This window comes from Paenibacillus sp. FSL R10-2736 (assembly GCF_038000245.1).
Lineage (GTDB): Bacteria > Bacillota > Bacilli > Paenibacillales > Paenibacillaceae > Paenibacillus_AQ > Paenibacillus_AQ phytohabitans.
Window position 1 is genome coordinate 281,061 of sequence record NZ_JBBOBN010000002.1, and the last position, 26,196, is coordinate 307,256.

Below are 26,196 nucleotides of genomic sequence, written 5' to 3' on the forward strand. Positions count from 1 at the left end.
CAACATTTCCCTCATTAAATCGGCTCAAATTCAAAATTGTTGTACAAAAGGCAGCATTTCGCCTCTTCCAAGCGGCTTAGCGGGAAGGCTACAGACTGCCGGAAACGAATCAGATCAAGTGTAAGCTTCAAAATAAGCTGGACACTCTGTTTATTCTAACATAAAATTCCTTTATTGAAATTCCACCCATAGATAAGTTGGTGATTGCTGATGAACCGCTCGTTATTTACGCTCGTACTTATTTTCGCAGCTTTATCGGTTATACACTTATTGTATCTTGCTGTCAGCAGACTGCAGAAGGACAAGGACTATACCGGAATCGGCTTCCGGATCAAAACCTGGTGGGGCATGCTGTTCATCTTCTGCCTGGCTACCCTGTCCAATTCCGTCGTTTCCCTGCTGTCCCTGATGGTACTGGCCTTCTTCGCGCTCAAAGAATATTTCTCCATGATCCGGACAAGAAAGGCGGACCGCAGGCTGTTCCTCTGGGCGTACCTGTCCATTCCACTGCAGTTCTACTGGGTCTATATCGAGTGGTACGGGATGTTCATTGTCTTCATTCCGGTCTATGTATTCCTGCTGCTGCCGTTGCCCAGGCTAATTAACAAAGGAACGCTGGGCTTCCTGCGCAGTGTCAGCGCCACCCAGTGGGGGCTAATGCTGATGGTCTTCGGGCTAAGCCACCTGGCCTACTTCCAGTTTGCGTCGCCGGAATATGGGGCTGGTCTTGTCCTGTTTCTGGTCGTGCTGACCCAGCTTAATGATGCCGTTCACTATCTGGCCTCGATCTATTTCGGCAAACACAAAATCGTTCCTACCTCCAACCCCTACCTGACCTGGGAAGGATTCGCCTGCGCGTTCGTTGTGACTACAGCGGTCTCCTATCTGATCTATCCGCACCTCACACCGCTGAATCCGGCCTTCGGGTATCTCTCCGGCATGCTGATCAGCCTCAGCGGCTTCTTCGGCAGCCTGACCGTATCTGTGCTCAAGCGCGATCTGCTGATCGGCGATGATGATAAATTCGCTGCGCTGAAGAAAAGCTACCTCAGCCGCATCGACAGCCTGACCTATACAGCACCCGTGTTCTTCCATGTCATCCGGTACTTCTTCGACTTCATGTAGCCGCCCTTAAACACAAAAACAGAGACTATCCGCTAATGGATAGTCTCTGTTGTGCTGTCAGGCTACAAATGCTCAGCCTGCTTATTCAGTGCTTGCTGCTGCATCCGCTGGCTTCGTGGTGCCTGCATCCGCAGGAGCTGTAGTGCCTGCATCCGCTGGTTTCGTTGTCCCTGCGTCTGCTGGCTTGGTGGTGCCGGCGTCAGCTGGCGGTGTGCCGCCTTGGCCGCCTTGACCGTTGCCTCTGCCGCCTCCACCACCGAATCCGCCTCCGCCGCCAGGGCCGCCCATGCCGCTTGGGGCAGTGGTTATACCGGATTCATTGACCCAGGTTACACTGCCGGTAAGATCAAAGGTCACGAATTCGGTGCCTCCGCTGTACTCGCCATCCGTATACAATCCGTCTACGGCTGCTCCGGTAGAGCTGCCTCCGGTATAGACAGTGTATGAGCCTTCTTTCAGCTCAGGGGAGCTCACAACTACCGTCTGGAAGCTCTTCGATGGAGTAAAGGTCAGGATTGTATTGCCGTCAGCGTCTTCCAGGTGAACCATTGTACCAGCTTGCTGGGTTTCCGAGAAGGTCATGCCCACCGAATACTGGCTGGAGTCTTCACCAGGAGCCTGTGCCATACCGGAAGCACCTGCTGCTACCAGATATCCGCCCGTCATGTTGAAGGTTCCGTCATAATCCAGTGCGCCGTTGCCCGAGTTCTCAGGGCCATTCACAATTGCGGTTCCGCCTGTCATCGTGATGGATCCGTTCGAATCCAGACCGTCGCCTGCTGCATCCACGGTCAGGGTTCCGCCGCTGATGGTCAGCAGGTTGCTTCCGGTGCCGGCAGTGAATTGATCTTGTGCCTTGGTTCCCCCAGCAGCCGCATTATCATCGTTGCCGCCGGCCACATTCACGCCGTCATCCGTCGCGACTACATGAATCTCACCGCCGGATATGGTAATGTTTCCTCCTTCAATCCCTTCATAGCTCTTCGTAATGTTGATCGTTCCGCCGGACAGGGAGGTCAGGGAATCCGCATGGATTCCGTCGTCGCCTGCGGCAATTTCGAATTGTCCGTCCGTGATGGAGACATTGCTGTTGCTGTGCACCGCATCATCTGCGGAATCAATCTTGAAGCTTCCTCCGTTCACGGTGAGATCTCCGCCTGCTTTCAGCCCCTTGGCGCTGGTCGATTCAGTCTCCGTGGTGGTAGCGGCATCTGTGCTGGCAGCTGCAGCCTGGTCTGTTGTTGCCGCTGCATCCATCGCAGGCGGAGTTCCTCCTGCTGCTGCCTGATCCCCGGCAGTCTCTGCTCCCGGACGTTGGCCGCCGAAGCCGCCGCCCATGCCCATTCCGCCTTCGCCAGCCTTCACTTCCGCATTTACACTGCCGCCGCCGGTTACCAGGGTGTAGGTTCCGCCGTCAATTACAGCCGCCGTCTCGGCCTGAATGCCGTCATTGCCTGCGGTAATATCAAAGGTTCCTGCTGCAATCGCGATGAAGCCTTTGTCCGCTTCTTCGTCGTTGGTCGATTTAATGCCATCGCCCTCTGCGTTGATCGTAATCGTACCGTCTTGTACGGCGATCAGGTCTTTGCCGACGATACCATCATCTGCTGCCTTGACTTCAATTGTGCCGGACATGATCTTCAGATCGTCTTTGCTTGAAATACCATCCTTGTAGTTGCCGGTTACCGTCAGCTTGCCGGTGCCGTTAATGGTCAGATCGGCTTTGCTGAAAATGGCGGCGCTCGGTTCATCGGTAGCCGCATCTGCGAACACATAAGCCGCTCCGTCAGTCACGCTATTCTCTGTGCCTTCCTGCAGGGTAATCACTACTTTACCCGCTTCCTTAATGTAGATAGGTGCACTGTCGCTGTCCGTCAGCTGTGCACCGTTCATTACCAGCCGTACGGTTCCCTTCGCCTGCTCGTCTACAATAATCTGCCCGTCACTGAGCGTGCCGCTGAGTACATAAGTCCCTGCTTCCGTAATCGTTACTGTTCCGCCCGCAGCTGCGGCACCGGCGCCGTTGACAGTAGCGCCCGTTCCGGTTAGGGTAATCGCGGTCGAATCCGCCTCCGTCCAGGCCGTCCCAGCATCGTCTTCATCAAAAGCTACCAGATCCGCCAGCTTCACACTTGCCAGCTGTACTGCGGCAGAAGTACTGCTCTGCTCTGCCGTCACTGCTGTAGCTGCGTTGTTACTTGCAGTATTTTGCGTAGCGGCGTTTGCGCTGCAAGCCGACATGACTGCGGCGCATAACAGTACCAGTCCTATTTTACTGCCTAAGATTAAGTTCTTCATCTGTCACCTTTCCCTTCTGGTTTAGCATTAATAATCATTCATGACTGGAGCCATGGTCAGTGATAGGTCAAGGTTACCGTTGCGTGTGCGGATAGCATCTAGCAGTTCCTTCTGGCTCGTGTGCTCATCAATCGTTACGGCATAGACCAGTTCATACAGGCTGCCTAGTTCGGTGGTTCTGATTTTCTTAAGCTCGTAAGCCACATTGAATTTATTGAAAACTTCCGCGAAAGCTTCCTCATACCCCAGATTCTCGGGAATGGTCACTTTCAGTGTCTTTTGCATCGACTTTCTGAGGCCAAAGCCTGTGCGGTTCAGCACGACCATCAGGATACAGAGAATAATGGTGAAGAGTACCGCATATCCGAATGATCCAACCCCGCAAGCCAGGCCGGAGGCCATAGTGAACAGGACGAAGGTGATATCCTTGGGATCGCCGGGGGCACTTCTGAACCGGATGATGGAGAAGGCGCCGGCAAGGCTGAAGGCCCGGGCAACGTTGCTGCCGATGAGCAGGATAATGATGGCCACAATGACCGGCAGCAGGACCATCGTAAGCGTGAAGCTCTGCGAATATCCGGCAGGGTTCGTCTTCATGTAGGTGAAGCTGATGAGTCCGCCAAGTACAATCGAGATCAATATGGTTAGAATTGCATTCGTGAAGGTTAGCTCCGTAGTGGTCAGGGCTGCGCTAAAAATCGAATCAAGCATATAGGACACTCTCTCTTTCTGCTTTGCTGTTCTTCAGCATTTTTTTATATTCGTTGCCGTATTTGGAGAAGCTGGTGCGGTACATCTGGTGCTCCGAGAGCATTTTGGCCAGCCAGACCGGAATCGTCTTCTCGGCCTTCACTTCCATCAGCCATTGGCCCGGCTCCAGCAGCTCTTCGCCGTATACGCCGTGCTCCATCTTCAGATCGTACCGCCGGCAGCGGATATTCGTATCGAAGGTGATGCGCAGGTCGCGGTTATTTTTGCAGAACATCGCTTTGCGGTCATAGGACAGGTACAGCTTCGGCTGCAGATCATATCTGGTCAGCATGTACTTGATTTCTTCAATCACCTGCTTGTTCATGTAGCTCTTGAATTCAGGCTCGATCCCGCTGGCAACGAAATCATAGGCTTCATTCAGCTTGAGCGGGGTTCTTCTCTTGTTCACCAGGCCGAACACCTTTTTCTTAATTTCCAGATAGACCTTGGTGTCGCCGGTAGGAATGCCGTAGGCCCGGATGCGAAGCTTCTCCTTGTATTTCGGCTTGGCCAGGCTGCTGCGGATCAGGGAATCATGCGGTGTGTCATAATACAGGTTGGTGATGGAGTAATACTCATGCTGCTTGTTGTACTCATCGGGCTCCATATATTCGAGCAGTTCGTTATAGAGCTTCATGTAGGATTCGGTGTCAAACAGGTATTTGTTCTCGTAACGGTTGAACACTTCGATCGCCATATGGGTTCAGATCCTTTCGGGTTGTGTAATGGAGACTGCCTTTATCTGTTGTTTCGTATGTGCCTCGCTTGCTTATGAATGTATCTTAGCCCCCGAACCTTTAATGAATCTTAAATGGTTTTACACTGCGCTGACTTTTTAACACAGGGATAACACTTCTGAATTTATCTTCTATATAAATGCCCTGGAACGCTTGGAATTTCATCCGATGATTTCGCTCGTCTGAATATCTCCGGCAGCACCTGTTCAGCAGTACAGTTAAGGTTGATTAAAGGTAATCTTGCTATAATGGCTTCAGCAGCAAGTACATTACTTATGAAGAGGATGAGCCATCCCATGAGAATATTAATTGTAGAAGACGAGATTCATCTGGCGGAAGCCCTGACCCAAATATTGAAGAAGCACAATTATTCGGTGGACGCCGTCCATGACGGCAGATCAGGTCTCGATTATGCGCAGAGCGGGATCTATGACCTGCTGCTGCTCGACATTATGATGCCGGAGATGGATGGAATCAGCGTGCTGAAGGAGCTGCGGAAGGACGGAATCTCCACACCGGTGATCATGCTGACCGCCAAAGGCGAGATTACCGATATGGTGACGGGACTCGATCACGGAGCGGACGATTATATCGCCAAGCCGTTCTCCTCGGAGGAGCTGCTAGCCAGAATCCGGGCCGCCCTGCGGCGCAAAGGGGAAGTGATTCCTGAGGATGGCCTGAAGTTCGGAGATATTGAACTGAACACTGCGAATCCGAAGCTGACCGTGAAGGGCAAGGAAATCAAGCTCAACCTTAAGGAAACCGAGCTGCTGGAGCTGCTGATCTTAAGGAAGCAGGCCGTAACCTCGAAGGAGCAGATCATTGAGAAGCTGTGGGGCTTCGATTCCGAAGCGGAGCATAATAACGTGGAGGTCTACATCTCTTTTTTGCGCAAAAAGCTTACCTTCCTGAATTCAGAGGTACGCATCAGCACGATTAGAGGCGTGGGTTATGTATTAGAGGTGAGTGCTTAATGTTCAAGAAACTCAGAAACCGGTTCCTGATTGTCAATCTCGCTACCATCTCCATCATGATGCTGCTCGCCTTCGCCACGATCTATATCATCATGTACGTCAATGTGCAGAGCGATATTAATATGGCGCTGCACCGGATTGCGGACAATGAGCAGAAGGGACCCGGCGGCGCACAAGGAGGGCCCCGCGGTGCAGCAGACGGCGGCATGCCCATGGATAAAGGGCCAATTGATGCTTACCAGCCTGACCGTTCCGTCTCGTTCACCATACAGACCGATGCAAGCGGCACGCTGATCAGCAAGGACTCCAAATTCACGATGGATGATGACTTCTATACCGCTGCACTTAAGGAAGCCCTTAGCTCAGGCAAGGACATCGGCCGCTTCACGCTGGACGGCAGCCGCTGGATCTTCATGGTTAAGCATACGGGGGATAAGGAGCAGATCGTCTTCATGGACATCTCTTCCCAGCAGAAGATCCTGACCAATCTGATCTACACCTTCACAGCTGTCGGCCTGCTGATGCTGATCATTCTCTATTTCACCAGCCGGTTCTTCGCGAACCGCTCGATCGCGCCGGTCCGGGAGGCCTTCGACAAGCAGAAGCAGTTCATCGCCGATGCCTCGCATGAGCTGAAGACGCCGCTGACGATCATCAACACCAACGCGGATGTGCTGCTCTCCAACAGTGACGATACGATCCGCAATCAGGCGAAGTGGCTGCAGTATATTAAGTCAGAGACGGAGCGCATGACCCGGCTGACCAACGACCTGCTGTACCTAACAGAGATGGACGATTCCCGGACAGGAATGATCCACAGCAAGTTCAATATGAGCGATGCGGTAGAGAATATTATTCTGACCATGGAGGCTGTTATCTTCGAGAAGAACATCTCCTTCGACTACAACATCGAACCGGAGCTTACCGTACTGGGGAACAGCGAACAGATTAAGCAAGTGGTGATGATTCTGCTGGACAACGCAGTGAAATATACGAATCCTAAGGGCGCTGTAACCATCTTACTCAAAAAGCAAAATAACGATGTCCTTCTCTCCGTCTCGAATACCGGGGAAGGCATCGCTGCCGAGCATCTGACGCGGATCTTTGACCGCTTTTACCGTACGGACACTTCCAGAGCGCGCAAGCAGGGCGGCTATGGCCTGGGTCTTGCTATCGCGAGGTCGATTGTGGATCAGCATAGAGGGAAGATTTACGCGAAGAGTGCGATAGGAGAGTCAACAACGTTCTATGTGCAGTTGCCTTGAGGGTTGCGACAAGCATACCCATCTTATATTCCCAGTAAATGAGCCTCTCCCTTACCGGAAGAGGCTCATTTACTGACTATCTCTAAAGATAAGGGTTCCTTGTTAATCCCGCTGCCGGCATTATACGTTCACCTGCTTCAGCCCCGCTGCGGCGGCCCGGTTCTTCAGCCATGCGTTCCTCTTTCTTCTGCAATACAATCGTGAATTCACCTAATCCGGGAACGTAGATCCGGGCCTCAGAATTCACTTGGTCCATGCCAGACAACTGGCTCATGAGGTCTTCTGCCGAGTTTATTTCCATCATATCCTTCACCCCCTGCGGTAAGATGATGAACGCCTACGGATTGACACCGACGGAGAACGGACGCGCACCAACCGGAATAACGCTAATTACAGCCTGGGTGACCCCATCAATAACCGATACCGTGTTATCATCCTGATTAGTAATATAGATGCGGTTCGTCAATGGATTGGCGCCTGCACTATTAGGGTTATTCCCCACCGGAATGGTAGTAATCACCGTATTGGTTAATCCGCCAATCACCGATACATTGTCGTCATCCCGGTTCGGTACATAGATGGCATTGGTAGAGATGTTCACTCCCGGCTCAGCCGGAGTCGTGCCTACAGGCACGTTGGTGATCACCGTATTGGTCGCTCCATCAATGACAGAAACGGTGTTGCTGGTGAAGTTCGCGACATAAATCCGGTTCGTCAAGGGATCAACACCCAACCGGAACGGGTTCACCTGCACGGGAATCTGTGTAATAACCGTATTCGTAGCCCCGTCAATGACGGTAACAATATCCGAGTTGAATTCAGCTACATAAATAGTGTTGGTTAATGAATTCACGCCGATTCCCGTCGGAAAAGGAGAACCGCCAGCGGGAATAATGGTAGTCACCACAGTGTTGGTTAATCCGTCAATGACAGTGACCGTATTATCATTAAAATTCGCAACATAGATGGCATTGGTAGCCGTATTGACCGCGACTCCGCCTGCTCCGTCCCCGGCAGGAACGGTGGCCAGCACCGTATTGGTCACTCCGTCGATAACGGATACGTTATCGCTGTTCAAATTAGCAACATAGATGCGGTTGGTTAACGGGTTCACCGCGACTCCTGCAGGATTCACACCTACAGGGATGACTGCGATCACCGCATTTGTTGCGCCGTTGATTACAGAAACATCATTGCTGTTGAAATTGGCAACATAGATACGGTTGACGGAGCCTGTGACTCCCCCCTCTTCAGCACCCAGCAGCTCGGCTGAGACAAGACGGTGGGCGGTAACCAGCTGCCCGGCTGAATTTTTACCCCACACAGAGGTTTCCGTCTGCAATTCAGCAAGACCTTCCGTTGTGAAGACAAACTCATAGGCATCCAGATTGGCAAAGTAATTTCTTGTGATCACTTCGTCCGGGGAAACCGTAATAAGCTCGCTTACATACAGCGTCCTTGTGAGCGTTAAATTGTATCCTTGGATCAGAATAGCAGACTGATTCACCGCGTCCCGGTTATCGATCTTGACCGTCACCTGCACAGTAGGCCTGACACCGCTCACTTCATTATTTTCAATAGGTCCTGTTGACAGAATAGCCATTCTAGCGAATCCTCCCTTTTGAACGGATCTAAGAAACTACCTCTCTCTCTTAATGTATGTAAGAACTGGAGTCCGGATTGGACTATACTATAGCTAGAATTAAATTACGGCTCGACTGCCCATTTTCCAAGAAAGGTGTGACTCTATGCATTCTATTGGCCCTAACCCGAACGAGGTCCATCCCAATCCCCATATCAGGCAGGTCCGTTTCATCAAAAATACAATCACACGTCCCAACATTATTGCGGGAGATTTCTCCTACTATGATGACCCTGACGAATCGGTATCCTTCGAGAGCCGGGTTACCCATCATTATGAGTTCATCGGGGACAAGCTGATCATCGGCAAATTCTGCGCCATCGCCCGCGGCACCGAATTCATTATGAATGGGGCCAACCACCGGATGGGCTCGGTGACCACCTACCCGTTCAATATTATGGGCGGCGGCTGGGAGCAGGCGACGCCTGAGCTGGCGGATCTGCCCTACAAAGGCGATACCGTTATCGGAAGCGATGTCTGGATCGGCCAGAATGCTACAATCATGCCGGGCGTGACGATTGGCGACGGGGCGATCATCGCCGCTAATGCTACTGTCACCAAGGACGTTCCCGCGTACCATATCGCCGGGGGCAATCCGGCCCGGATTCTGCGGCAGCGCTTCAGCGATGAGCTGATCCGGCTGCTGCTGGAGCTGAAATGGTGGGACTGGAGCCCGGAGAAGATTACGGCGAATCTTGAGGTACTGTGCAGCAGTGATCCGGAGCGGATCAGAAGTCTTGCGGCTGGCAGCTAAACTCGCAGTACCGGACTACAGTTGAATACAAAAACGGCTGTCCATGGGCTATTACTCACTTCCCGGACAGCCGTTTTTTCTGCTATTAAGTTCAGTAAGATGCCTTATCGTCGCCCGCGCTCAGTCTGGCCCGCATCTCCGCATACGCCTTCGGGGTGCCGACATCATCGATCGTCCCCTCTGTATAATAGGCCCGCATCTCCTGGCGGGAATGCAGCCACTCCGGGAAATAACTCGGCGCATCCGGGTTGCCTCCCTCGGCAAGATAGCGGGAGATCAGCGGCAGCGTAGTCTGCTTGTAGATATAGAGGGCAAACACGCCGATGTTGGAACGCGGCTCCTGCGGCTTCTCCTCCAGCGACAGGACCCGCATCTCTGCGTCCAGCTCAGCTACACCGACACTGCGAAGCTCTTCTATATTGTCGACGGTACGGACCAGAATACAGTCCCTATCTATTTTATGAAAATAGTTCAAATACCCTTCCAGGCCGAATCCGAGCACATTGTCGCCTGCCAGTACCAGCAGATCATCCTGCAGCTGTTCCCGCTCCAGCACATATTGGATATCGCCAATTGCACCTAACCGTCCTTCCGGGGAGGAAGTGCCGTCATTCAGAATACGGATCGGCTTCGATCCCCGATACTGCTGATGCCACTGCCCAAAAGCATGAAAGAAACGGTCATTCGTCACAATGAGAATCTCCGTGATATCCTCCAGCACCTCCAGGCGGCCGATCAGCAGATCCAGAATCGTCTGGTTCCCTTGAACAGGGAGCAGCGGCTTGGGTGTGTCCCGGGTTAACGGATAGAGGCGGGTCGCGTACCCCGCAGCCAAGATTAGTGCTATCATCCCTTGTTCGCTCCTCTACCCCGGCTTGATGACGCAAACAAGGACTCAGACAGCAAACCCATTGTTTGTCTGTATATGGTATGGGCTGCCTCTACATCACCAAGGAACCCGCCCATATACAGGTGGATTACACCGTGCAGTGATGCCCATATCGTGCTGACCAGGGTACCCGTCTCTTCCTGATCCGAAATCTGTCCTTGTTCCTGGGCAGTGCTGATTAGAACCAGCAGACGGTGTATGGCTGTCAACGTGCCCTGCATACTCTCTGCATCCGGCTTGAACTCTGCAAAAGCCCCCCCAAACATCAGCTTATAGTAGCTGGCGTAGTCCTGTCCGAACTGCCAGAAGGCTTCGCCCAGATCCAGCAAATGCTGCAGCAGATCCGATGATAGCGGCACTTCTTCAAAACGCTGGGCCAGCAGTTTGCAGCCCTCCAGATACAATTGCTGGGCCAGTCCCTCTTTATTGACAAACAAACTGTAAATGATCTTGGTTGAGCAGCCCATCTTCTGCGATACTCTACGCACAGTGACGGCCTCCGGCCCCTCTTCCTGCAGAATGGCAGCGGCGGCATCCACCACAAGCTTACGGAGATTCTCCGTATTTTGCAGACGGGCTTCCTGATATGTTTTTAATACCCGCCCCGTGGAGGGTGTGGGTTTGTCTTCGGTACTGATAAGAATCACCTTCATCCGGTTATCATGTTATTGACCAGCAACAGAGTTGCCGGGTTCTAACAGGAATTCTAAACATTTGAACATAGGTTGTCAATTGAACCCTCACGCTGAAAAAAATGAGTTGACACAGGTGTGTCGCTATGGTTACTATGATTCACATAGGAAACACTGTTACCAATTGTATTTATGCCGTTGAGAACGGACATTATGGCCGCTAAGATCGGTCATATTTTTTCCGAATCTGGTAACATTGTTTCCATTACAAAACATTGTAGCAGAAGGGGTAGAAACTATGAATATTAAAGGGAAATGGTCGTTAATCACCGGAGCCTCTTCGGGAATCGGCGAACAGTTCGCAAGACAATTAGCCAAGGTAGGCAGTCATCTGGTGCTTGTAGCCAGAACCAAAAGCAAACTCGATGCGCTCGCAGCCGAATTGACGCGCAGCCATGGAGTTCAGTGCCGGGTCATTCCCCTGGATCTTTCGCTCGAAGGCGCTGCCGGAGATCTGTACCAGCAATGCCAACAGCTTGGCCTGAGTATCGATCTGCTGGTTAACAATGCGGGTTTTGCCACACATGGCCTGTTTGAGGAGGTCTCCGGCGAACGCCAGCATGAAGAAGTGATGCTCAACGTCACCGCTGTCGTCGATATGACTCATTTATTCCTTCCCGGAATGCTCCACAGAGGGGCAGGCGCTGTGATCAATGTATCGTCTACCGCAGGCTTTCAGCCGCTGCCTTATATGGCCGTCTACGGGGCGACCAAAGCTTTTGTCTTGTCCTTTACCGACGCCCTGTGGTGGGAGAATCGTAATCGCGGCGTACAATTCTTCGCCCTGTGTCCAGGCTCGACGGAGACCAATTTCTTCAACGTGGTGGGTACGGAGGATGCTTCTGTCGGCGGCGCGAAGGACTCGCCGGAGCGGGTAGTGGCCCTTACCCTGCGCGCTATGGCCAGAGGGAAACAGTACATTGTTCCGGGACTCCGCAATTACCTGAGTGCCCAGATTACCCGGTTCATGACCCGCAGACAAAGTCTGCGGCTGGTCGGTGGTATGCTTCGCCCCACACACCCTAAGGAGGATCTATAATGTCTACAGAAACCAATCCACGTAAACGTTCCACCGGTCAACACATTCGCAGATGGGGCTTGGTCCTGCTCGGCGTAATTGTGCTGGGAATAGCCGGATTCCTGCTGATGCCTGCCCCGGTAGAGCCTGCTGTATGGTCTGCACCTGCCGCCCCTTCTTTTGAGAAAGAGGGTCCCTGGAAAGAGAACAGCAAGCTTAGCTCCGCAGAGCTTGTGACAGACCGCGCGAAGTTCCCGGAATTTATCACTTTTGATTCTACGGGGCGGCTGTATACAGGCGACTCTGACGGCACAATCTACAGAGTGGCCTTCGATGCGGAAGGCAAGGCGCAGCCAGCCGAAGTGTTCGCCGATACCCAGGGAACACCTAACGGGCTGAAATTCGATGCTGACGGAAATTTGATTGTGGCGGATATTCAGAAGGGGCTGCTGTCGATCGACCCGAATGGAAAGATTGAAGTATTGGCCACTGAAGTAGATGGAGGACCGATCTATCTGGCGAACGAGCTGGACATCGCGCAAGACGGATCGGTCTATTTCTCCGATACCTCTAACTATGGTAAGGTCATGTTCAAAGAAATTGCCGAGAACAAACCGCATGGACGGTTGTTGAAATATGATCCGCAGACCAAACAGACAACCGTTCTGCTGAAGGATTTATATTTCGCCAACGGAGTCGTATTGTCTGCTGAAGAAGATTTCGTGCTTGTTGCTGAATCGTACCATTACCAGCTGACAAGGTATTGGCTAAAGGGGCCCAAACAAGGCACCTCTGATATTTTTGCGGAGAACCTGGCGGGGTTTCCAGACAATATCACCCGCGATGCTCAGGGACATTTCTGGGTGGGGGTATTCACAACCCGTCTGGCTTTTGCCGATTACATGCATAGTCATCCCTGGTTAGCAGCGACGATGTCCAAAGTTCCGCAGGCCTTGTTAAATGGAGCAAGTGCGCCGGTGAAGCACGGACTTGTCGCAGAATATGGACCCGAAGGAGAGCTTGTGAACAGCTGGCATGATCCTGAAGGAACCTTGTATGGCATCACCACTGCCGTAAGCCAGGGAGGATATTTATATCTCGGAACCGCACCGGGAGGAAGACAGGGTGTTCATCGGGTGCTTCTGAAACCCTAGGGATTGTTACATTAATCCACTCTACTGCCGGTTTGAGGCAGTCCAAATGGCAGCCCGCTCCGGCAGGAGGGGCTGCTGTTTGGCTGGAGGCATCATCTTCTGTTAGCGTAAGACCCACCTGCCCAGACGATCACTAAACTCACTCAGCGCTCCTTCCGCGTAAACCTAGTCGTTCCCCCGCGACCTGTGCTAGCAGACATATACAATCCGACAATCTCTGGACAGGCATTCCACCTGCTTCGTGGCGTTACCGTTCAGCTGAAACATACTCCTAATTCTTAAAAATTTCAAATAGTGAAATGAGGTTGATTATAAGGATTTGATTTTCACTTTATTAAATATAAGCAAGAGAGCAATATCATCCATGGTGAATTGTTTGAGCTTAAATTCTATTAAAGGATGTGTTGATTTATGGCATTTACGTGTACAACAAATGGAGGAGGAGTCGAACTTTCAGCTTCTACGTTCGAATCAATTTATGGGAAATATGCGGACTGGGCAAGTTACAAGACAGGCGTTCCCTATGTAATGATCCTGATCATGTGGTACCATGAGAGCGGGAAAGGAATTAAAAACATTAACACTCCCTTCAACAATCCAGCAAATGCTTATGGAAGTGGCCCTGCTCACCCGTATACAAATATCTGCGTAGGCGTTACAGACTTCATTAATCTGATGACAGGAACAAATTTTAGTGTCAGTGCTGTTGATGCAAATGGACGTTCTGCATCTAAGTATATCAAAGACGCTATTGCTAACGGCTACACGCTGCCAGCCAGTAATAGGTACGGATCTGTCCCTGGTGCTGGCACATATTATGCTCCTGGTTTCGGCGCTGGATGTGCTGCTATGGGAGCAATGGGATGGGCTGAAAGTTTTTACTACTCTTCTGGTTCTGCTGTTGGTGCAATTCCTAGCGCAGCCGGAAATATCCTTCAACGTTGGTGGGAGATTTATTACTCTTCTATATCCAAAACTAAAATCGGTACAACTTTAGCGCCTAGTTGCTGCAGCTAAAATAAAAACAAAATAGTAGGTATAGACATAAGGACGCGAAATTCCCATTACGGGAATAACGCGTCCTTTCTTTTGTATTTTAGACCTAAGTAATAATAAGACTAAAAGGAAGTAACTGTTCTTTGAAAAACAATCAAAAAATGTAGATTTATGAGATATAATAGAACATATGTTCTTAGTTAGGTTGATTATGGAAGTTTTTTCTTCACTTTATTAATGGAATGAATCTAAAAGGAGGCTATCAGCAATGAATTTAACATTATTGAATGAAGCAGAGTCAGTAATTGTAAAAAAATTTTTTTCAAAATGAAAAAACAATTCCGTTTCTAAATCCAATTGTCAATTCCTTTTTTGATGAGGAACAACATATAGAGTGGTTGTTATCGGCAATAAAAGGGAACGACGCTAGTTTGCAACTTCTCAATAGGGCGTTCAAAAAACATTACTTCAGGATACGTTTTATTCGCTTTATTTCTTCAACTATTCGCTTCGCAGCTATTGGTTTTATGCGAAGAATGAGGAAGGTCAAAGAAAGAAATCCTCTTTTCTTAGATAATGATACCTCTGAGAAAAACAATAAAGACGAATTTCTATATAACCATTCTCCAATGTTAGATCAATACTTTTCAGGAGATGAATTTTTTAGAGATAGTATTGAAGACGACGCACTTTACTTTGCTTGGATCGATCTAAGTCCTAAACAAAAACAGGTTATTTTATTGTCTTACACGATGTCCTACCAAGATATTGAAATTGCTAAATTTCTCTCAATTAGCCCGCAAGCAGTATTTAATAGAAAAAGAAAGGCGTTAGTTAAAATGAGAGCAATTTATTCCAGTAAGGTGGTGAACATCAGTGGATAGTGAGGCATTTACTATTTTCATTACTGCAATAAATAATGTTGGCTTTCCAATTGTTATGATTGGATATTTAGTAATTAGATTTGAAAAAAAGATAGATGCTCTGACTAACGTCATACACGACCTGCTCACTTCAATAAATGAATCAAAGGAGAACTGAGTTTTATGGAAAAAGATTTATATACCCTAGTCAGTTTGGCCCAGCAAGGAGATCGAGGGGCGTTAGAGAGTATTCTTGAAATGTTCTCCCCCTTACTTAATAAACAAAAGAGGAAGGTTGGTTTGAACGACCAAGACGATTTACTTCAGACTTTAAGAGAGCTATTAATAGAAAAAACACTACACTTCGATATCGAACATTCACCTGATTTTTCACATTTCAAAAAATTGAAAGGGGAACTTAAGGATGAATAAAAGTAATATGGAAAGACAATTAGAAATTCAAAAAGAAATTTGCATGTTAAGTAAAAAAATAATTACTGCCGCACCGGAAGATCTGGCATTCTACGATTCAATTGGACAGCTCTATGTTTTGAAATTGAAAGAAATCCAAGAAGAATGCCTTACCTTAAAAAGCGATAATTGCGTCGTTATACCGTCAAATTGCTAACCCCAATTTCGAATTCTATTTCGTATAGTATTCGACATATAACTTCGATGTTATTATTTGTTAAACATTTTATTAGGTCGAGCGTCTAATTATACGTAGTTACAGTTACAGTATTTTGAATTATCATTTGAATATAATTGCAAATATGTAACAAAAAACTATTTTCATAATGTATAATTAAAAATGTTCAAAATAAAATCTTTAGAGGAGTTCAACAAATGAAATATGCAAAATTCTATACGTTGACAACAATTCTTGCTGGCACTTTGCTTATCTCGGCATGTAATAACAGTAATAATTCTCTTAACAATAGCGCTACTTCAAACATACTCTCTCATCAAGAGGAAAAGGCAAACTCAACTTCAAACCCAAGCAGTAAAAGTGTACAAATCGGGGAAGAAAGCTACAGCATTCCATTAAATGATGAAAAAACAAAAAAGTACAATTTTGCTGTCAAGACATTAGCCGGTATTGTTTGGTTGCCAGCGCCTAAAATGGAGATAGCTCCCGGAACAGAAACAAATCCATTTTATTTTCCGACTGAGCCGTTTGTTTTTTATTTGAGTTCTCCTAATGAAAAAATTCTTACTTTAGAGAAGTCTAAAAAGTTATTTACCTTGCCACTTAAAGATAGTGAAGCTACGCTGATTGTAGATGATGTATTTGGATTTGGAGATTATATTCTCTACCATACATCATCTGTCTTTACAGATGGAGCTCAGCCGCTAAGACAACAAACATGGATTATGAAGGTAGAAGACCCCTCATACAATAGAGTAATTAATGAGTTTCACTCAACGGGAGGAGATTCTTACAAATATGCAACTGATCAAATTGAAAATCTCTATATTTGGGTTAGTGTAACCCCTGGAAATTCTGATGGCAGCAGCAACTCTGAAGCCTATGTTTATAATATTTCTACCGGAAAGAAAGTGAAGCTAGAAGATTATTCTCTTAGCGGACAATCATCCGACTCAATTCAGTTTAACTACAATGATAAAGAATATACTTATAAGCTTCAGACTAAATAATTGATAATTTAGATGGTTATAACTTGGAAGGTTGAAGACCTTTCGCATAAGTTACATCATATCCAGGCAAAAAAGCGCACCCCCTACAGGATGAATCGCCCTTTGCTTAACCTTATCACGCTGCCCGTTCTTCAGCCTAACCCGTATCTCCGGAATGCCGACATCATCCATCGTCACCACGGTGTAATAGGCGCCCTCTCTTGCCGGGAAGCAGCCGCTCCGGGGAATAGCTAGGCACATCCGGATCGCCTCCTTCGGCCAAATAAGGCGAGAAGAATGGCAGCGTGAATTTTTATAAATATACAGCGCAATACACCAATGTTCGAACACAGCTACTGCTGCCTCTCTTCCAGCGAAAGAACCCGCATCTGTGTATCCAGTCCAGCCACACCGATACTGCCGATCCACCTTGTGAAAATAGTACAGATACCCAGTCAGGCCAAATCCGAGTACATTGTCACCCGCCAGAACCAACAGATCCTATTGCATTTATTTCCGCTCATCACGTACATGATGTCGCCACTCGCTCCAAACCGCCTCTCCGGGGAAGTTGTACCGTCAATCAGAATCGCGGTCTATACGCCACACCGTCGATCTGAACCTTGAGTCCCTCCGGGCCGCCAACATGGGCGAATTCGGTAGAGATGGTTTTGCGTGCCGGATATTCGCCTTGGAATCTGCGCTTGAACACCTCCTCCATGACCGGAATATCCCATACATCCCGCAGCAGAATATCCACCTTCACCACATCTGTTAGCGTAAGGCCAACCTGCCCCAGGCGGTCCCTCATATCATTCAGCGCACCCTCTACCTGCTCTTCCACCGTTCCGCCTACATTGCCCACACAAAAGCTGAGGAAGATGAAATCCCCCGCTTCAACAAAACCTGAATACGCATAGTCCTTGTTCACATCATTTCTGATGATTTCGCCCATATTCGCTTGTTCGCCCCTTGTCATCTGAGATAAGCCCAGTATAACGGTGGAAACCGGACAGCTGTGTGTCGTGGTTTTGTAGGATAATTATGGTAATATTAAACTGATTGAAAAGATTGCACCCGAAACGGAGGAGAACCATGAAACGATTTCTCACCTCAAAATCTTTCCTGATTACATCTGTTCTGTTCAGCCTGCTGTTCATTGTGAATCTGACGGCAACTCCCGACAGCACGGCTACAGATATTGTAATCAGTATCCTTAAATCCATATTAGCCGGGGTAATCAGCGGGTTTTTGGTTGGCGGGCTGATCTTTCTTGTGCAGAAGAAGACGGTCTGATTCTAGACTCCCGCATGCGGAAGTTCTGGAAGCTCCATAACAACCTGTCCCAGACACGCTGCCAGTACCTCATGATACCGCTGCTCCTCTTCTATCGTCACTTCCTCACGCAGTGATTCGAACAACGCCAGGGCAGCGTTTGAAGTTGCCGTCATGCCTGGACTGGTGGGCCAGCCTTAAAGATTGCATCGTCCAGTCCAGCGCCTCCCGCGCTCTGCCCCCTCGCTTACAATATAAGGCCAAGTGATAACAATAGCAGTAATACTGTGCGATATTATCTGCATCCTCATACTCTCCAAACCCGGCGCTCTGTTCCGCGAATCTATACAGCAGATCATCGACATCAAGCCCATACTGAACCGCAGCCTGTAAAATTACACCGAGACCTGGAAGCAGCTCCTCTGGATTATCCTGCAAGAACCGGGTATACCCCTCTAGAAATTCTATTCTTCCGGACAGAATCTCCACCATATACAGATTGGCACGCGCCAGACCTCTGAACTCCTCGGCGATCGCCTGCCCCTCCAGCCCCAAGTCCTCCATCCAGCCAAGCTCGGCATAGCGGTATATAGTCTCCCTGGCCTCACCATACTTCTCCTGCTTCTGATAGGCAATGCCCCGCATTAGATGACTGAACCCGAAGTAATAGACCAGCGGACGCGCTGTATCCAGAAGGGGTAACGGAAGCTTTTTGGCCTTATGATACTGACGCTCCTCATAGACGCACTGCGCATAGCTGTACAGAATTCCGGCAGCATCCAGCGTCTTGTCCCATTCCTCGAAGCGGTAAGCCATTTCTATCATTTCAATGATAATCTCCGGATTCAGTGATTTCAGAATGGAAGGGCGCATGGGTGGGCCTCCTTTTTATCCATTTTTAGTTAATTGTTTAGCTGAATATATATTTGGTCAATATAAACAGTACTTTTAAGTACTATTTATCTATAAATTGATTTGGTTTTGATTATCTGTAATGGTTAGCTGACCTCTTCTAACCTTAAGTGGAGGTGATCCCATGAATTTACCAGAAAGTGTAGGAAGTCGGATACGTGAGCTTCGAAAAGCAAAAGGATGGACTCAAGAACAACTGGCGGAAGCAGCATCACTTCATTACAGTTATATAGGTGGGGTTGAACGAGGGGACCGCAACATTTCTTTGGAGACACTGGATAAAATAATAGCTGCCTTTCAAATTCCAGCTGAAGAAATTTTCCGTTTCGAGGATGATACCGACCGCCGTAAGGCCTTAGATGAACATATGACTCTGATTAGTGGCAGGAGTACAGAGGAAATAGCAGCACTGACAAAGATTAATCGGGAAGTGATTGCTGCACTGGATATCTCTGAAGAAAAGAATACTAAATAAGAAATATCTACTCCATGAGGTGAGCCAAAATGCCAGATGAATCCAAGTCCGAGCTTGTACAAAGAATTGGAGAACGTATTCGAAGAGTACGCAAAGAAATAAACCTTTCGCAAGAGCAGCTTGCAGAACGGTCAGGTTTACATACGAATTATGTGGGACAAGTAGAACGTGGAGAGAAGAACCTTACGCTTGAGACTTTGGAAAAAGTAGTTGGAAGTCTGGGTATATCATTAGAGGAATTGTTCCGTTACATTGGACCCATGAAGCAGAAGGATGCAATTAGTCAAATTGTAGAGTTACTTATTGAACGTCCATCAGCAGATCAGGAGATGGCGCTTAGTGTACTAAAGTCGGTTTTGGATTGGGAAGAGAAGAAGCACGACCTTTAAAAATGCTACAAAGATTATAACTCCCCGCTTAATATCGATAATGGGTTTCTTCTCACCGCTAGTAGTATTTTGCCCTCTTAACCTTTGGAAAAGGTGATTACTATGACAGACTTACGGAATACTGTCGGAGATCGAATTCGAGCTATAAGAAAAGCGAAGGGATTTACACAACAACAGTTAGCGGAATTATCCAACTTGGATGATGCATACATAGGGGCCGTAGAACGCGGCGAACGGAATTTTTCAATTGATACACTGGAGAAAATCGTGACAACACTAAAGATCCAACCCGCAGAATTATTTCAGAATAAGGATGACTTGAACGAGGCGGAAGCTGCGCAGCGGAGAGCCATTGATGAGTATGCGGTTACTGTTGGTGAGTTAAGTGTTAAGCAAATAAGTACTTTGAATAGGATTGTTAGAGAGGTACGGAGAGCTTTTGTGGATTGAGCATACCCTGAGGTGAGCCAAGATGCCAGATGAATCTAAGTCAGAGCTTGTACAAAGAATTGGAGAACGTATTCGAAGAGAACTTACGCTGATCAAGTTGCGTTATATAATACGATATTGATTAATTCCTCTAAATTGTTAATAACAGCATCAGCATCAACAACAGTTTCAAATTGTTTATTTCGTTTCCAGACTGCCTTCATTCCAACATCACGGCTTGCCCGTATATCGTTATCAGGATGATCTCCAACAAAAAGGGCATTCTCGGCGGCTATATCAAGTTTTGCCAATGCACGGTTGAAGATTGCTTTATCGGGTTTTCGTAGTCCTTCCCATTCTGATATTAATACCTCATCAAATAAATGCTCGATGTGTAGCGCTTTGAAGTTATCATATTGGAATTGTCCAAAACCGTTTGATACCAGTGCTAACTTTATGTTATTGTTCTTCAACTCAGTAAGCATGCTTAACAAGTTCGGATAACCTATACAATACATTTGGAAATTTCTTATGTAATCCTCTAAAAGTAACGTCCATTCCATGTTTTGAATAGAGAATTCATTTATAATCTGCTGATAAACTTTGTCCTTCCACATGTAACCATGATTATCAAGTTCGATGAACCGCTTAACAAAACTTTCTTTATTAACGATCTTAAGCTCCGAATAACGGTCGTATTGATCTCTGACAAACTCTAATAGTGATAAGTCACGGTCCAGCAGTGTTCCATCCAGATCAAAAAGAACCGCTTTGATTGTCATTCACTCACTCCTTTTTACCTAAAATTCGTTATAAATGATCATTATCCCTCCTAGTATAGCGTCAGATTTAAACTAGTGAAAACCATTTTGTTAAATCGTGTGCTGAAATTTGTGCCGCAGCAGAAGCAACATTACCCAGCGGAACCGGAACCGCCAGTAAAGCCAGAATCAGTAAGTACACCGCGAGCTTGTGAAGCTTGAACCTTGTTAGCATGTAACTACCTCCATTGTAGGATAAACTTGCAACTCAGACAGAAGAGAAGGGGTTGCCTCACCCTCCATCGATTCACTCTCTGATGTGTGCACTCCATTAAGACTAATGGAGAAGTTGCGGTTGCAGGCTGGAGGAATTCAAAGCGATTGTACCATTGTAAAAAGAAACCGGAATCCACGAGGCATACGTCTACTCCATTCCACACTAGCCCTCATACGTTATACAGAAGCCCGAGTGGTTATGTATAAACCTGACCGGCAGAAGGTGGGATAACGTGAATAAGTCGGATGCAAATAAGCACAGAAAGCTGAAGATGCAGCAATTCAAACGAAAACGGATAAAGCTTCCGCTCTACAGCACTACAACCTACAAATACAAAAGATATCTGAAAAAAAGCAGGATGTTAAAAGGGAAACGAAGTGCTAAAGGAGATTCTGCCTCCCAAAACGCTAAGTGCCCGCCAAGCGTGACAGCCGCTTCACCGGGCGCAATGAGTATGATGGAACTCATGCAAAACATGGCTGCAATGGGGATGCAGGGAGCCACTGGCGCTGTAGGACTCATGGGCAGTATAGGAGTTATGGGCGCGACAGGCGCGACGGGTGCGATGGGCAGCATCGGGCTTATGGGCAACATTGGAGCCATGGGCGCGACAGGCGCCACGGGCGCGGTGGGCAGCATCGGGCTTATGGGCAACATTGGAGCAATGGGCGTGACCGGGGCCACGGGCGCGATGGGCAGCATCGGGCTCATGGGCAGTATTGGCGCTATGGGTGCGACCGGGGCGACCGGAGCGATGGGCAGCATCGGGCTCATGGGCAGTATTGGACTCATGGGGGCGACCGGAGCGACCGGTCCGATGGGCAGCATCGGGCTTATGGGCTCGATTGGACTCATGGGGGCGACCGGAGCGACCGGCCCGATGGGCAGCATCGGGCTTATGGGCTCGATTGGACTCATGGGGGCGACCGGCCCGATGGGCAGCATCGGGCTTATGGGCTCGATTGGACTCATGGGCGTAACCGGAGCGACCGGGGCGATGGGACTCATGGGGGCGACTGGAGCGACCGGGGCGATGGGCAGCATCGGGCTTATGGGCGCGATGGGACTCATGGGCGTAACCGGAGCGACCGGGGCGACCGGAGCTACAGGGACGATGGGATTGATGGGCTCGATGGGACTCATGGGCTCGATGGGGGCTATGGGTGAGATGGGACTCATGGGGGCTATGGGCTTAATGGGCTTGATGGGTGTAACCGGAGCTACTGGCGCTACTGGGGCGATGGGTCTTATGGGTTTACCGGGAGCTGCCGGGCCTCCCGGGGCTACCGGTGCGACCGGGGCGATGGGCCTTATGGGCTTGCCGGGAAATGCCGGACCGCCCGGAGCTACTGGCGCTACCGGGGCTACTGGTGCGGCCGGGGCCACTGGTGCGACCGGACCGGCAGGCGCAACGGGTTCAACGGGTATAACGGGTGCAGGCTCAGGATTCATCGAGACGCTGAAAATCGGGGATCTCAACACCCAGATCCCATTTAATGCCGGGGGCGGAAATAATGAGGCTATCGGGGCGCTCGCATTCAGCGGATCGCAAATAACGATCAACAGGCTTGCAGCTTACGTTACTCAACTAGGCTCTACGGGTATTTTTCAGATGGCTGTACTGCAGCCGACCAGTACTAACCAGTCTACAGTTATTGGAGTAACCACTGTAGCAACCACTTTACAAGCTGGAATATTCATTCTGCCGCTGACGGCACCTCTGACGTTATCGGGGGATATTACGTATCAGCTTGCTGTCTACAACCAGGTTAACGGCTCCAACCTCGGAGGCCGGAGCACAGGCACCCCCGGGCTGGCAGCACCGCCGATTAATTTCAGATCACAGAACCTCACGGGATTTACAACAGGCCAGTCTATCAATACGAGCGATTCTATCCTACTGTCGCCTTGGCTGGCGGGACTCGCTTAACCCTTCCTTGGCGCATGGTACAAATAAAACGGGAACTGTCCTATAAAACGGCAGTCCCCGTTTCTATATGCCAATCAAGCGCCCCGCTTAATCCAGCTCCGCACGCGAGAATAGATCCCGGATCAATACGTCGTCCTCACAAGCCCGCTTGAATGCGGAGGCGAAGGCTACGACCGCAGCTCCATCGGAGGCATACGCGCAGAACATACCGGCCTCCGGGTCAAACCGGATGATTCCGGCCAGTTCAGGCATCTGTTCCTCAAGGAATACCGCAGCCAGAGAGCCCCAGTCATATCCATTGCCTTCGAATCCCTCTTCTTCCCGCGCAGCAAACACTTCGGCCTTGTAGCTGCCTACGTTCAGAATCACAGATTTTCCGCCATTCTCCTGCTCTACTATAATAAAAGGCTTAACATCCACAGCTTCCGTGGCTTCCGCCTCCTTCAGCTTCTCAAGCAATTGTTCCTCTGCTATATCCGTGAACCGCAGTGCTCCCTCACTCTCCACGATCATTCCCTGCCGCACCCGTTCATCCAGCCAGTCGGAGATGAAGCCCGGGGCGTATCCGCCTGTGCTGAATTCTCCGCCGAACGCGATTATTTTCGAATAGACCTCAAGATATTGGTCACGGTTCGTCTGCGGATAGGCGCTGGTGTACAGCCAGAACTGCAGATCATACATCAAGGTCGAGCGTTCGTCCGCATGAAGAGAGAAATGGCCCTTCTCTTCAACGATGGCGGTGCAGATGCTGCGGATGATCCCCTCTATGTTGTCCACTCCGGTGACTTTATCGCATAGCTCCTGAAGCAGAGGAGAGAATTGCCCGGCCGCTACCTTCCGCAGATCGTCCTGCTTATCTTCCTCCGATGTATCATAGACCTCCTCGCTCACCAGCCCGCGGATGAAGGTCTCATAATCCTTGGCCAGGAACGTAATTTCATAGTTGTTCTCCTGGTCCACATGAATGACCTCGGGTTCTCCCTCCGGCCCGCAGTAGCGGTAATCCAGCATCACCACATCGTGGCCTGCAGACGGACAGTCCCCAATAACCACTCCAATATCGGGGTATCCCCACTCCTCGATCATGAACTGGCTGCCGAGATCGCCGCAGAGCGCATAGCTTTTGTCCCGGCCGATACCGGCAATTCCCGATATTGCGATATGATCTTCAGCCCAGGAGGTGGATTCCTCCACCGGGAAGCAGGTGTTGCGGGGAATCCCGCCGTTCTGCTGCTTCATCATCGCGATGTAAGAAGACGGCAGCTTATAGCCCAGCTCCTGCTCCACAGAAGCAATCAGTTCGTCACTAGGCGGCGCCGACACATACTCCTTCCGGGCATAGTCGCTGTCCTCCCAGAAATCCGCGCAGTATTCGATGAAAGAGTTCAGCTCTCTTCCGTCCGCATCCCCCTGTGCATTAGAGGCACGCAGCGCTGCGGCACGCCTTGCCTGCTCCCGCTTCTCCCGCTGCGCGCCGCTCCGGCTCCACTTCAGCAGCATGTGGGTATCCCCATCCCCGGGAGCCAGTTGGTCCGCCTGTTCAAATGCGCTTATAGCCTGTTCATACTGCTTCAGATAATAATAGGAATACCCTATGCGAAAATGCCACAGCGGATCATTCCCGCCCTCCCCCGCAATACTGAGCAGCTGCTCCAATGCCTCCCCGTAATATTCCAGGTTGTTGTAGGCTCTGGCTAACTGGCTGATAGTCTCATAATCTCTTGCATCCGGCGGAATCTCCTGAATGCGGTCCACAATCTGCTGATACTCATTATCTTCATGCCAGCGTTTCAGCTGTGCCAGCAACTCCTCATCCATGCCTTCGGCCTCCCCATTGTGACACTGCAAATAAGCCCGTACCCGATCGCTGCCGGACTGCTTGCAGTCAGTTAAATCGCTATTACCCATTCACCCTGAATGGACAGGTCTAAACATAGGTTTGGGATATACCCCCAATATATAAATCTGTATTTTCAAAAAAGAGACCATCCCCCGCCGACATCCGGCAAGGAAACAGCCTCTTCGTATTATCGCTCTTACTACATTTATCTGCTCCGCTGCCCGTCCGGTTACTGAATCGCTTGCAGATGCTCCTCGAGGCGGTCCCAGGTTTCGGTAATCCCCTGCTCCATCCCCATATCCATCACCGTCTTGAGCGCTTCCGCGGAATCGTATTTCGACCGGCTCACCAGCTTCGTCTTCCCATCGTATTCTTCAAAGAACATGCTGACCAGCGTGGACGGCATGCCTTCGGTTTCGTTGCCTTCGGCATCCGAGAAGTAATCGGTATAGACAAAACTCTCGCCGTCGGTGATTTCATGGTATACCCCTTTGCCCCAGGATTCCATGCCGAAGAAGTCGCCCTGCTTCTCATCCACACATTTCATACAGTAGTGCCAGACGCCGCCCGGACGAAAATCAACGCTGCAGAAGGGAACGATCCAGCCGCGCGGGCCCCACCACTGCTTCAGATGCTCAGCCTCGGAGAATACTTTGAATACAAGCTCACGCGGTGCATCGAATACACGTTCAAGAACCAGTTCAAGACCCTCTACTCTCGAAATCATTTTGCTGGACATTGCTAATCCCTCCTGATAATCATGAATTGTCTTTGGATTGCAGCTTCCGGAGATACTCATCCAGATTGTCGAAGCGTTCACTCCACAGCTTACGATAGGCCTCCAGCCAAGCATCCATAGCCTCCAGCGGCTCTGTACGCAGCCTGTAATTCCGGCGGTTCGCCGCCGCCTCTACCTCAACCAGTCCGGCTTCCAGCAGTACGCGCAAATGCTTCGAAGCCTGAGGCTGCCGCAGCTCCAGACGCTCAGCAATATCGCCTACGCTCAGCGGCCCGTCCTTCAGAATCTCTACCATCCGCAGGCGGGTCGGTTCGGCAAGTGCGCTAAATGTCGTTGTGTCCATTTCAGATGTTCCTTTAGTGAAACCATTAGTA

The 26,196-nt window shown here is 49.5% G+C and carries 31 protein-coding genes; 17 read left to right on the plus strand and 14 right to left on the minus strand.

All coding sequences use genetic code 11. The features are described 5' to 3' along the window. Window positions 1-210: 210 nt before the first annotated feature. Window positions 211-1,125 carry a phosphatidate cytidylyltransferase gene (locus tag NSQ73_RS29225; RefSeq protein ID WP_042140464.1) on the plus strand — a complete coding sequence of 305 codons (915 nt, stop codon included), beginning with the start codon at window positions 211-213 and terminating at the stop codon, window positions 1,123-1,125. An 81-nt stretch (window positions 1,126-1,206) separates the two neighbouring features. Here the strand turns inward: NSQ73_RS29225 and NSQ73_RS29230 are convergent, their stop codons facing one another. The 3 genes from NSQ73_RS29230 to NSQ73_RS29240 are packed head-to-tail and all read right to left on the minus strand — an operon-like array spanning window position 1,207 to window position 4,870. Beyond that, the gene (locus NSQ73_RS29230) at window positions 1,207-3,423 is read right to left on the minus strand and encodes a carbohydrate-binding domain-containing protein (protein WP_340989703.1); all 2,217 of its coding nucleotides are present in this window, start codon (window positions 3,421-3,423) and stop codon (window positions 1,207-1,209) included. Between the two features lie 27 nt (window positions 3,424-3,450). After that, window positions 3,451-4,134, minus strand: coding sequence for a DUF4956 domain-containing protein (locus NSQ73_RS29235; protein ID WP_340990707.1), 684 nt, complete (start codon window positions 4,132-4,134; stop codon window positions 3,451-3,453). Beyond that, window positions 4,127-4,870 (minus strand): polyphosphate polymerase domain-containing protein, encoded by a 744-nt coding sequence (locus tag NSQ73_RS29240; protein ID WP_340989704.1) that lies wholly within the window; start codon window positions 4,868-4,870, stop codon window positions 4,127-4,129. Before NSQ73_RS29240 ends, NSQ73_RS29235 begins: the two co-directional genes overlap by 8 nt. Window positions 4,871-5,206: 336 nt before the next feature. On the opposite strand from NSQ73_RS29240, the gene NSQ73_RS29245 reads away from it, so the two are divergent. Both NSQ73_RS29245 and NSQ73_RS29250 read left to right on the plus strand, forming a co-directional pair. Beyond that, the gene (locus tag NSQ73_RS29245) at window positions 5,207-5,884 is read left to right on the plus strand and encodes a response regulator transcription factor (RefSeq protein ID WP_171719211.1); all 678 of its coding nucleotides are present in this window, start codon (window positions 5,207-5,209) and stop codon (window positions 5,882-5,884) included. Then, window positions 5,884-7,149, plus strand: coding sequence for a sensor histidine kinase (locus NSQ73_RS29250; RefSeq protein WP_340989705.1), 1,266 nt, complete (start codon window positions 5,884-5,886; stop codon window positions 7,147-7,149). Before NSQ73_RS29245 ends, NSQ73_RS29250 begins: the two co-directional genes overlap by 1 nt. Before the next feature lie 82 nt (window positions 7,150-7,231). On the opposite strand, the gene NSQ73_RS29255 is transcribed toward NSQ73_RS29250, so the two are convergent. Together NSQ73_RS29255 and NSQ73_RS29260 are read right to left on the minus strand one after the other, a co-directional pair. Next, window positions 7,232-7,453, minus strand: coding sequence for a hypothetical protein (locus NSQ73_RS29255; RefSeq protein WP_340989706.1), 222 nt, complete (start codon window positions 7,451-7,453; stop codon window positions 7,232-7,234). A gap of 33 nt (window positions 7,454-7,486) precedes the next feature. Beyond that, window positions 7,487-8,752 carry a YncE family protein gene (locus tag NSQ73_RS29260; RefSeq protein ID WP_340989707.1) on the minus strand — a complete coding sequence of 422 codons (1,266 nt, stop codon included), beginning with the start codon at window positions 8,750-8,752 and terminating at the stop codon, window positions 7,487-7,489. A 145-nt stretch (window positions 8,753-8,897) separates the two neighbouring features. Between NSQ73_RS29260 and NSQ73_RS29265 the strand changes: the two genes are divergently transcribed. Continuing rightward, window positions 8,898-9,545 (plus strand): Vat family streptogramin A O-acetyltransferase, encoded by a 648-nt coding sequence (locus NSQ73_RS29265; RefSeq protein WP_076243654.1) that lies wholly within the window; start codon window positions 8,898-8,900, stop codon window positions 9,543-9,545. A 91-nt stretch (window positions 9,546-9,636) separates the two neighbouring features. On the opposite strand, the gene NSQ73_RS29270 is transcribed toward NSQ73_RS29265, so the two are convergent. Further along, the gene (locus NSQ73_RS29270; protein WP_340989709.1) at window positions 9,637-10,395 is read right to left on the minus strand and encodes a nucleotidyltransferase family protein; all 759 of its coding nucleotides are present in this window, start codon (window positions 10,393-10,395) and stop codon (window positions 9,637-9,639) included. Continuing rightward, window positions 10,392-11,087 carry a TetR/AcrR family transcriptional regulator gene (locus NSQ73_RS29275; protein ID WP_340989711.1) on the minus strand — a complete coding sequence of 232 codons (696 nt, stop codon included), beginning with the start codon at window positions 11,085-11,087 and terminating at the stop codon, window positions 10,392-10,394. The genes NSQ73_RS29270 and NSQ73_RS29275 overlap by 4 nt, the downstream gene beginning before the upstream one ends. 277 nt (window positions 11,088-11,364) lie before the next feature. Here NSQ73_RS29275 and NSQ73_RS29280 point away from each other — a divergent pair, with 277 nt between their 5' ends. The 8 genes from NSQ73_RS29280 to NSQ73_RS29315 all read left to right on the plus strand — a co-directional run bounded on the left by NSQ73_RS29280 (window position 11,365) and on the right by NSQ73_RS29315 (window position 16,816). Beyond that, window positions 11,365-12,165, plus strand: coding sequence for an SDR family NAD(P)-dependent oxidoreductase (locus NSQ73_RS29280; protein ID WP_340989713.1), 801 nt, complete (start codon window positions 11,365-11,367; stop codon window positions 12,163-12,165). Continuing rightward, window positions 12,165-13,298: an SMP-30/gluconolactonase/LRE family protein gene (locus NSQ73_RS29285; protein ID WP_340989714.1), complete on the plus strand. Its 1,134-nt coding sequence runs from the start codon at window positions 12,165-12,167 to the stop codon at window positions 13,296-13,298. The genes NSQ73_RS29280 and NSQ73_RS29285 overlap by 1 nt, the downstream gene beginning before the upstream one ends. Before the next feature lie 411 nt (window positions 13,299-13,709). After that, entirely contained in the window at window positions 13,710-14,315 is a 606-nt protein-coding gene (locus NSQ73_RS29290; RefSeq protein WP_340989715.1) for a hypothetical protein, read from the plus strand. A 410-nt stretch (window positions 14,316-14,725) separates the two neighbouring features. Beyond that, a complete protein-coding gene (locus tag NSQ73_RS29295) occupies window positions 14,726-15,178 on the plus strand; it encodes an RNA polymerase sigma factor (protein ID WP_340989717.1) in 453 nt (150 codons plus the stop codon). Further along, entirely contained in the window at window positions 15,171-15,335 is a 165-nt protein-coding gene (locus NSQ73_RS29300) for a YvrJ family protein (protein ID WP_340989719.1), read from the plus strand. Before NSQ73_RS29295 ends, NSQ73_RS29300 begins: the two co-directional genes overlap by 8 nt. 5 nt (window positions 15,336-15,340) lie before the next feature. After that, on the plus strand, window positions 15,341-15,589 hold the full coding sequence (locus NSQ73_RS29305; RefSeq protein WP_340989720.1) for a helix-turn-helix domain-containing protein: 249 nt from the start codon (window positions 15,341-15,343) through the stop codon (window positions 15,587-15,589). Continuing rightward, the gene (locus tag NSQ73_RS29310) at window positions 15,582-15,785 is read left to right on the plus strand and encodes a hypothetical protein (RefSeq protein WP_340989721.1); all 204 of its coding nucleotides are present in this window, start codon (window positions 15,582-15,584) and stop codon (window positions 15,783-15,785) included. The genes NSQ73_RS29305 and NSQ73_RS29310 overlap by 8 nt, the downstream gene beginning before the upstream one ends. A gap of 218 nt (window positions 15,786-16,003) precedes the next feature. Next, window positions 16,004-16,816: a hypothetical protein gene (locus tag NSQ73_RS29315; RefSeq protein ID WP_340989723.1), complete on the plus strand. Its 813-nt coding sequence runs from the start codon at window positions 16,004-16,006 to the stop codon at window positions 16,814-16,816. Window positions 16,817-16,867: 51 nt separating this feature from the next. Here the strand turns inward: NSQ73_RS29315 and NSQ73_RS29320 are convergent, their stop codons facing one another. Next, entirely contained in the window at window positions 16,868-17,056 is a 189-nt protein-coding gene (locus tag NSQ73_RS29320) for a hypothetical protein (RefSeq protein ID WP_340989725.1), read from the minus strand. Window positions 17,057-17,378: 322 nt separating this feature from the next. Next, window positions 17,379-17,750, minus strand: coding sequence for a RidA family protein (locus NSQ73_RS29325; RefSeq protein ID WP_340989726.1), 372 nt, complete (start codon window positions 17,748-17,750; stop codon window positions 17,379-17,381). Window positions 17,751-17,890: 140 nt separating this feature from the next. Here NSQ73_RS29325 and NSQ73_RS29330 point away from each other — a divergent pair, with 140 nt between their 5' ends. Continuing rightward, complete coding sequence (locus tag NSQ73_RS29330; protein ID WP_340989728.1) at window positions 17,891-18,091, plus strand: hypothetical protein; 201 nt, start codon at window positions 17,891-17,893, stop codon at window positions 18,089-18,091. Between the two features lie 105 nt (window positions 18,092-18,196). Here NSQ73_RS29330 and NSQ73_RS29335 read toward each other — a convergent pair whose 3' ends face one another. Beyond that, a complete protein-coding gene (locus tag NSQ73_RS29335) occupies window positions 18,197-18,943 on the minus strand; it encodes a DNA-binding protein (protein WP_340989730.1) in 747 nt (248 codons plus the stop codon). A 163-nt stretch (window positions 18,944-19,106) separates the two neighbouring features. Here NSQ73_RS29335 and NSQ73_RS29340 point away from each other — a divergent pair, with 163 nt between their 5' ends. The 3 genes from NSQ73_RS29340 (at window position 19,107) to NSQ73_RS29350 (ending at window position 20,296) form a co-directional block, all read left to right on the plus strand. After that, complete coding sequence (locus tag NSQ73_RS29340) at window positions 19,107-19,457, plus strand: helix-turn-helix domain-containing protein (protein WP_340989732.1); 351 nt, start codon at window positions 19,107-19,109, stop codon at window positions 19,455-19,457. 29 nt (window positions 19,458-19,486) lie between these two features. Continuing rightward, window positions 19,487-19,846 (plus strand): helix-turn-helix domain-containing protein, encoded by a 360-nt coding sequence (locus tag NSQ73_RS29345; protein WP_340989734.1) that lies wholly within the window; start codon window positions 19,487-19,489, stop codon window positions 19,844-19,846. A 102-nt stretch (window positions 19,847-19,948) separates the two neighbouring features. Further along, window positions 19,949-20,296 carry a helix-turn-helix domain-containing protein gene (locus NSQ73_RS29350; protein WP_340989736.1) on the plus strand — a complete coding sequence of 116 codons (348 nt, stop codon included), beginning with the start codon at window positions 19,949-19,951 and terminating at the stop codon, window positions 20,294-20,296. 92 nt (window positions 20,297-20,388) lie between these two features. On the opposite strand, the gene NSQ73_RS29355 is transcribed toward NSQ73_RS29350, so the two are convergent. Beyond that, on the minus strand, window positions 20,389-21,057 hold the full coding sequence (locus tag NSQ73_RS29355) for an HAD family hydrolase (RefSeq protein WP_340989738.1): 669 nt from the start codon (window positions 21,055-21,057) through the stop codon (window positions 20,389-20,391). A 710-nt stretch (window positions 21,058-21,767) separates the two neighbouring features. Here NSQ73_RS29355 and NSQ73_RS29360 point away from each other — a divergent pair. Next, entirely contained in the window at window positions 21,768-23,243 is a 1,476-nt protein-coding gene (locus NSQ73_RS29360; protein WP_340989740.1) for a collagen-like protein, read from the plus strand. 87 nt (window positions 23,244-23,330) lie between these two features. Here the strand turns inward: NSQ73_RS29360 and NSQ73_RS29365 are convergent, their stop codons facing one another. The 3 genes from NSQ73_RS29365 to NSQ73_RS29375 all read right to left on the minus strand — a co-directional run bounded on the left by NSQ73_RS29365 (window position 23,331) and on the right by NSQ73_RS29375 (window position 26,165). Next, window positions 23,331-25,061 (minus strand): Imm51 family immunity protein, encoded by a 1,731-nt coding sequence (locus tag NSQ73_RS29365; protein WP_340989741.1) that lies wholly within the window; start codon window positions 25,059-25,061, stop codon window positions 23,331-23,333. A gap of 251 nt (window positions 25,062-25,312) precedes the next feature. Then, a complete protein-coding gene (locus NSQ73_RS29370) occupies window positions 25,313-25,822 on the minus strand; it encodes an SRPBCC domain-containing protein (RefSeq protein ID WP_042140480.1) in 510 nt (169 codons plus the stop codon). A 19-nt stretch (window positions 25,823-25,841) separates the two neighbouring features. Beyond that, window positions 25,842-26,165 (minus strand): ArsR/SmtB family transcription factor, encoded by a 324-nt coding sequence (locus tag NSQ73_RS29375; RefSeq protein WP_076243660.1) that lies wholly within the window; start codon window positions 26,163-26,165, stop codon window positions 25,842-25,844. Window positions 26,166-26,196: the final 31 nt, after the last annotated feature.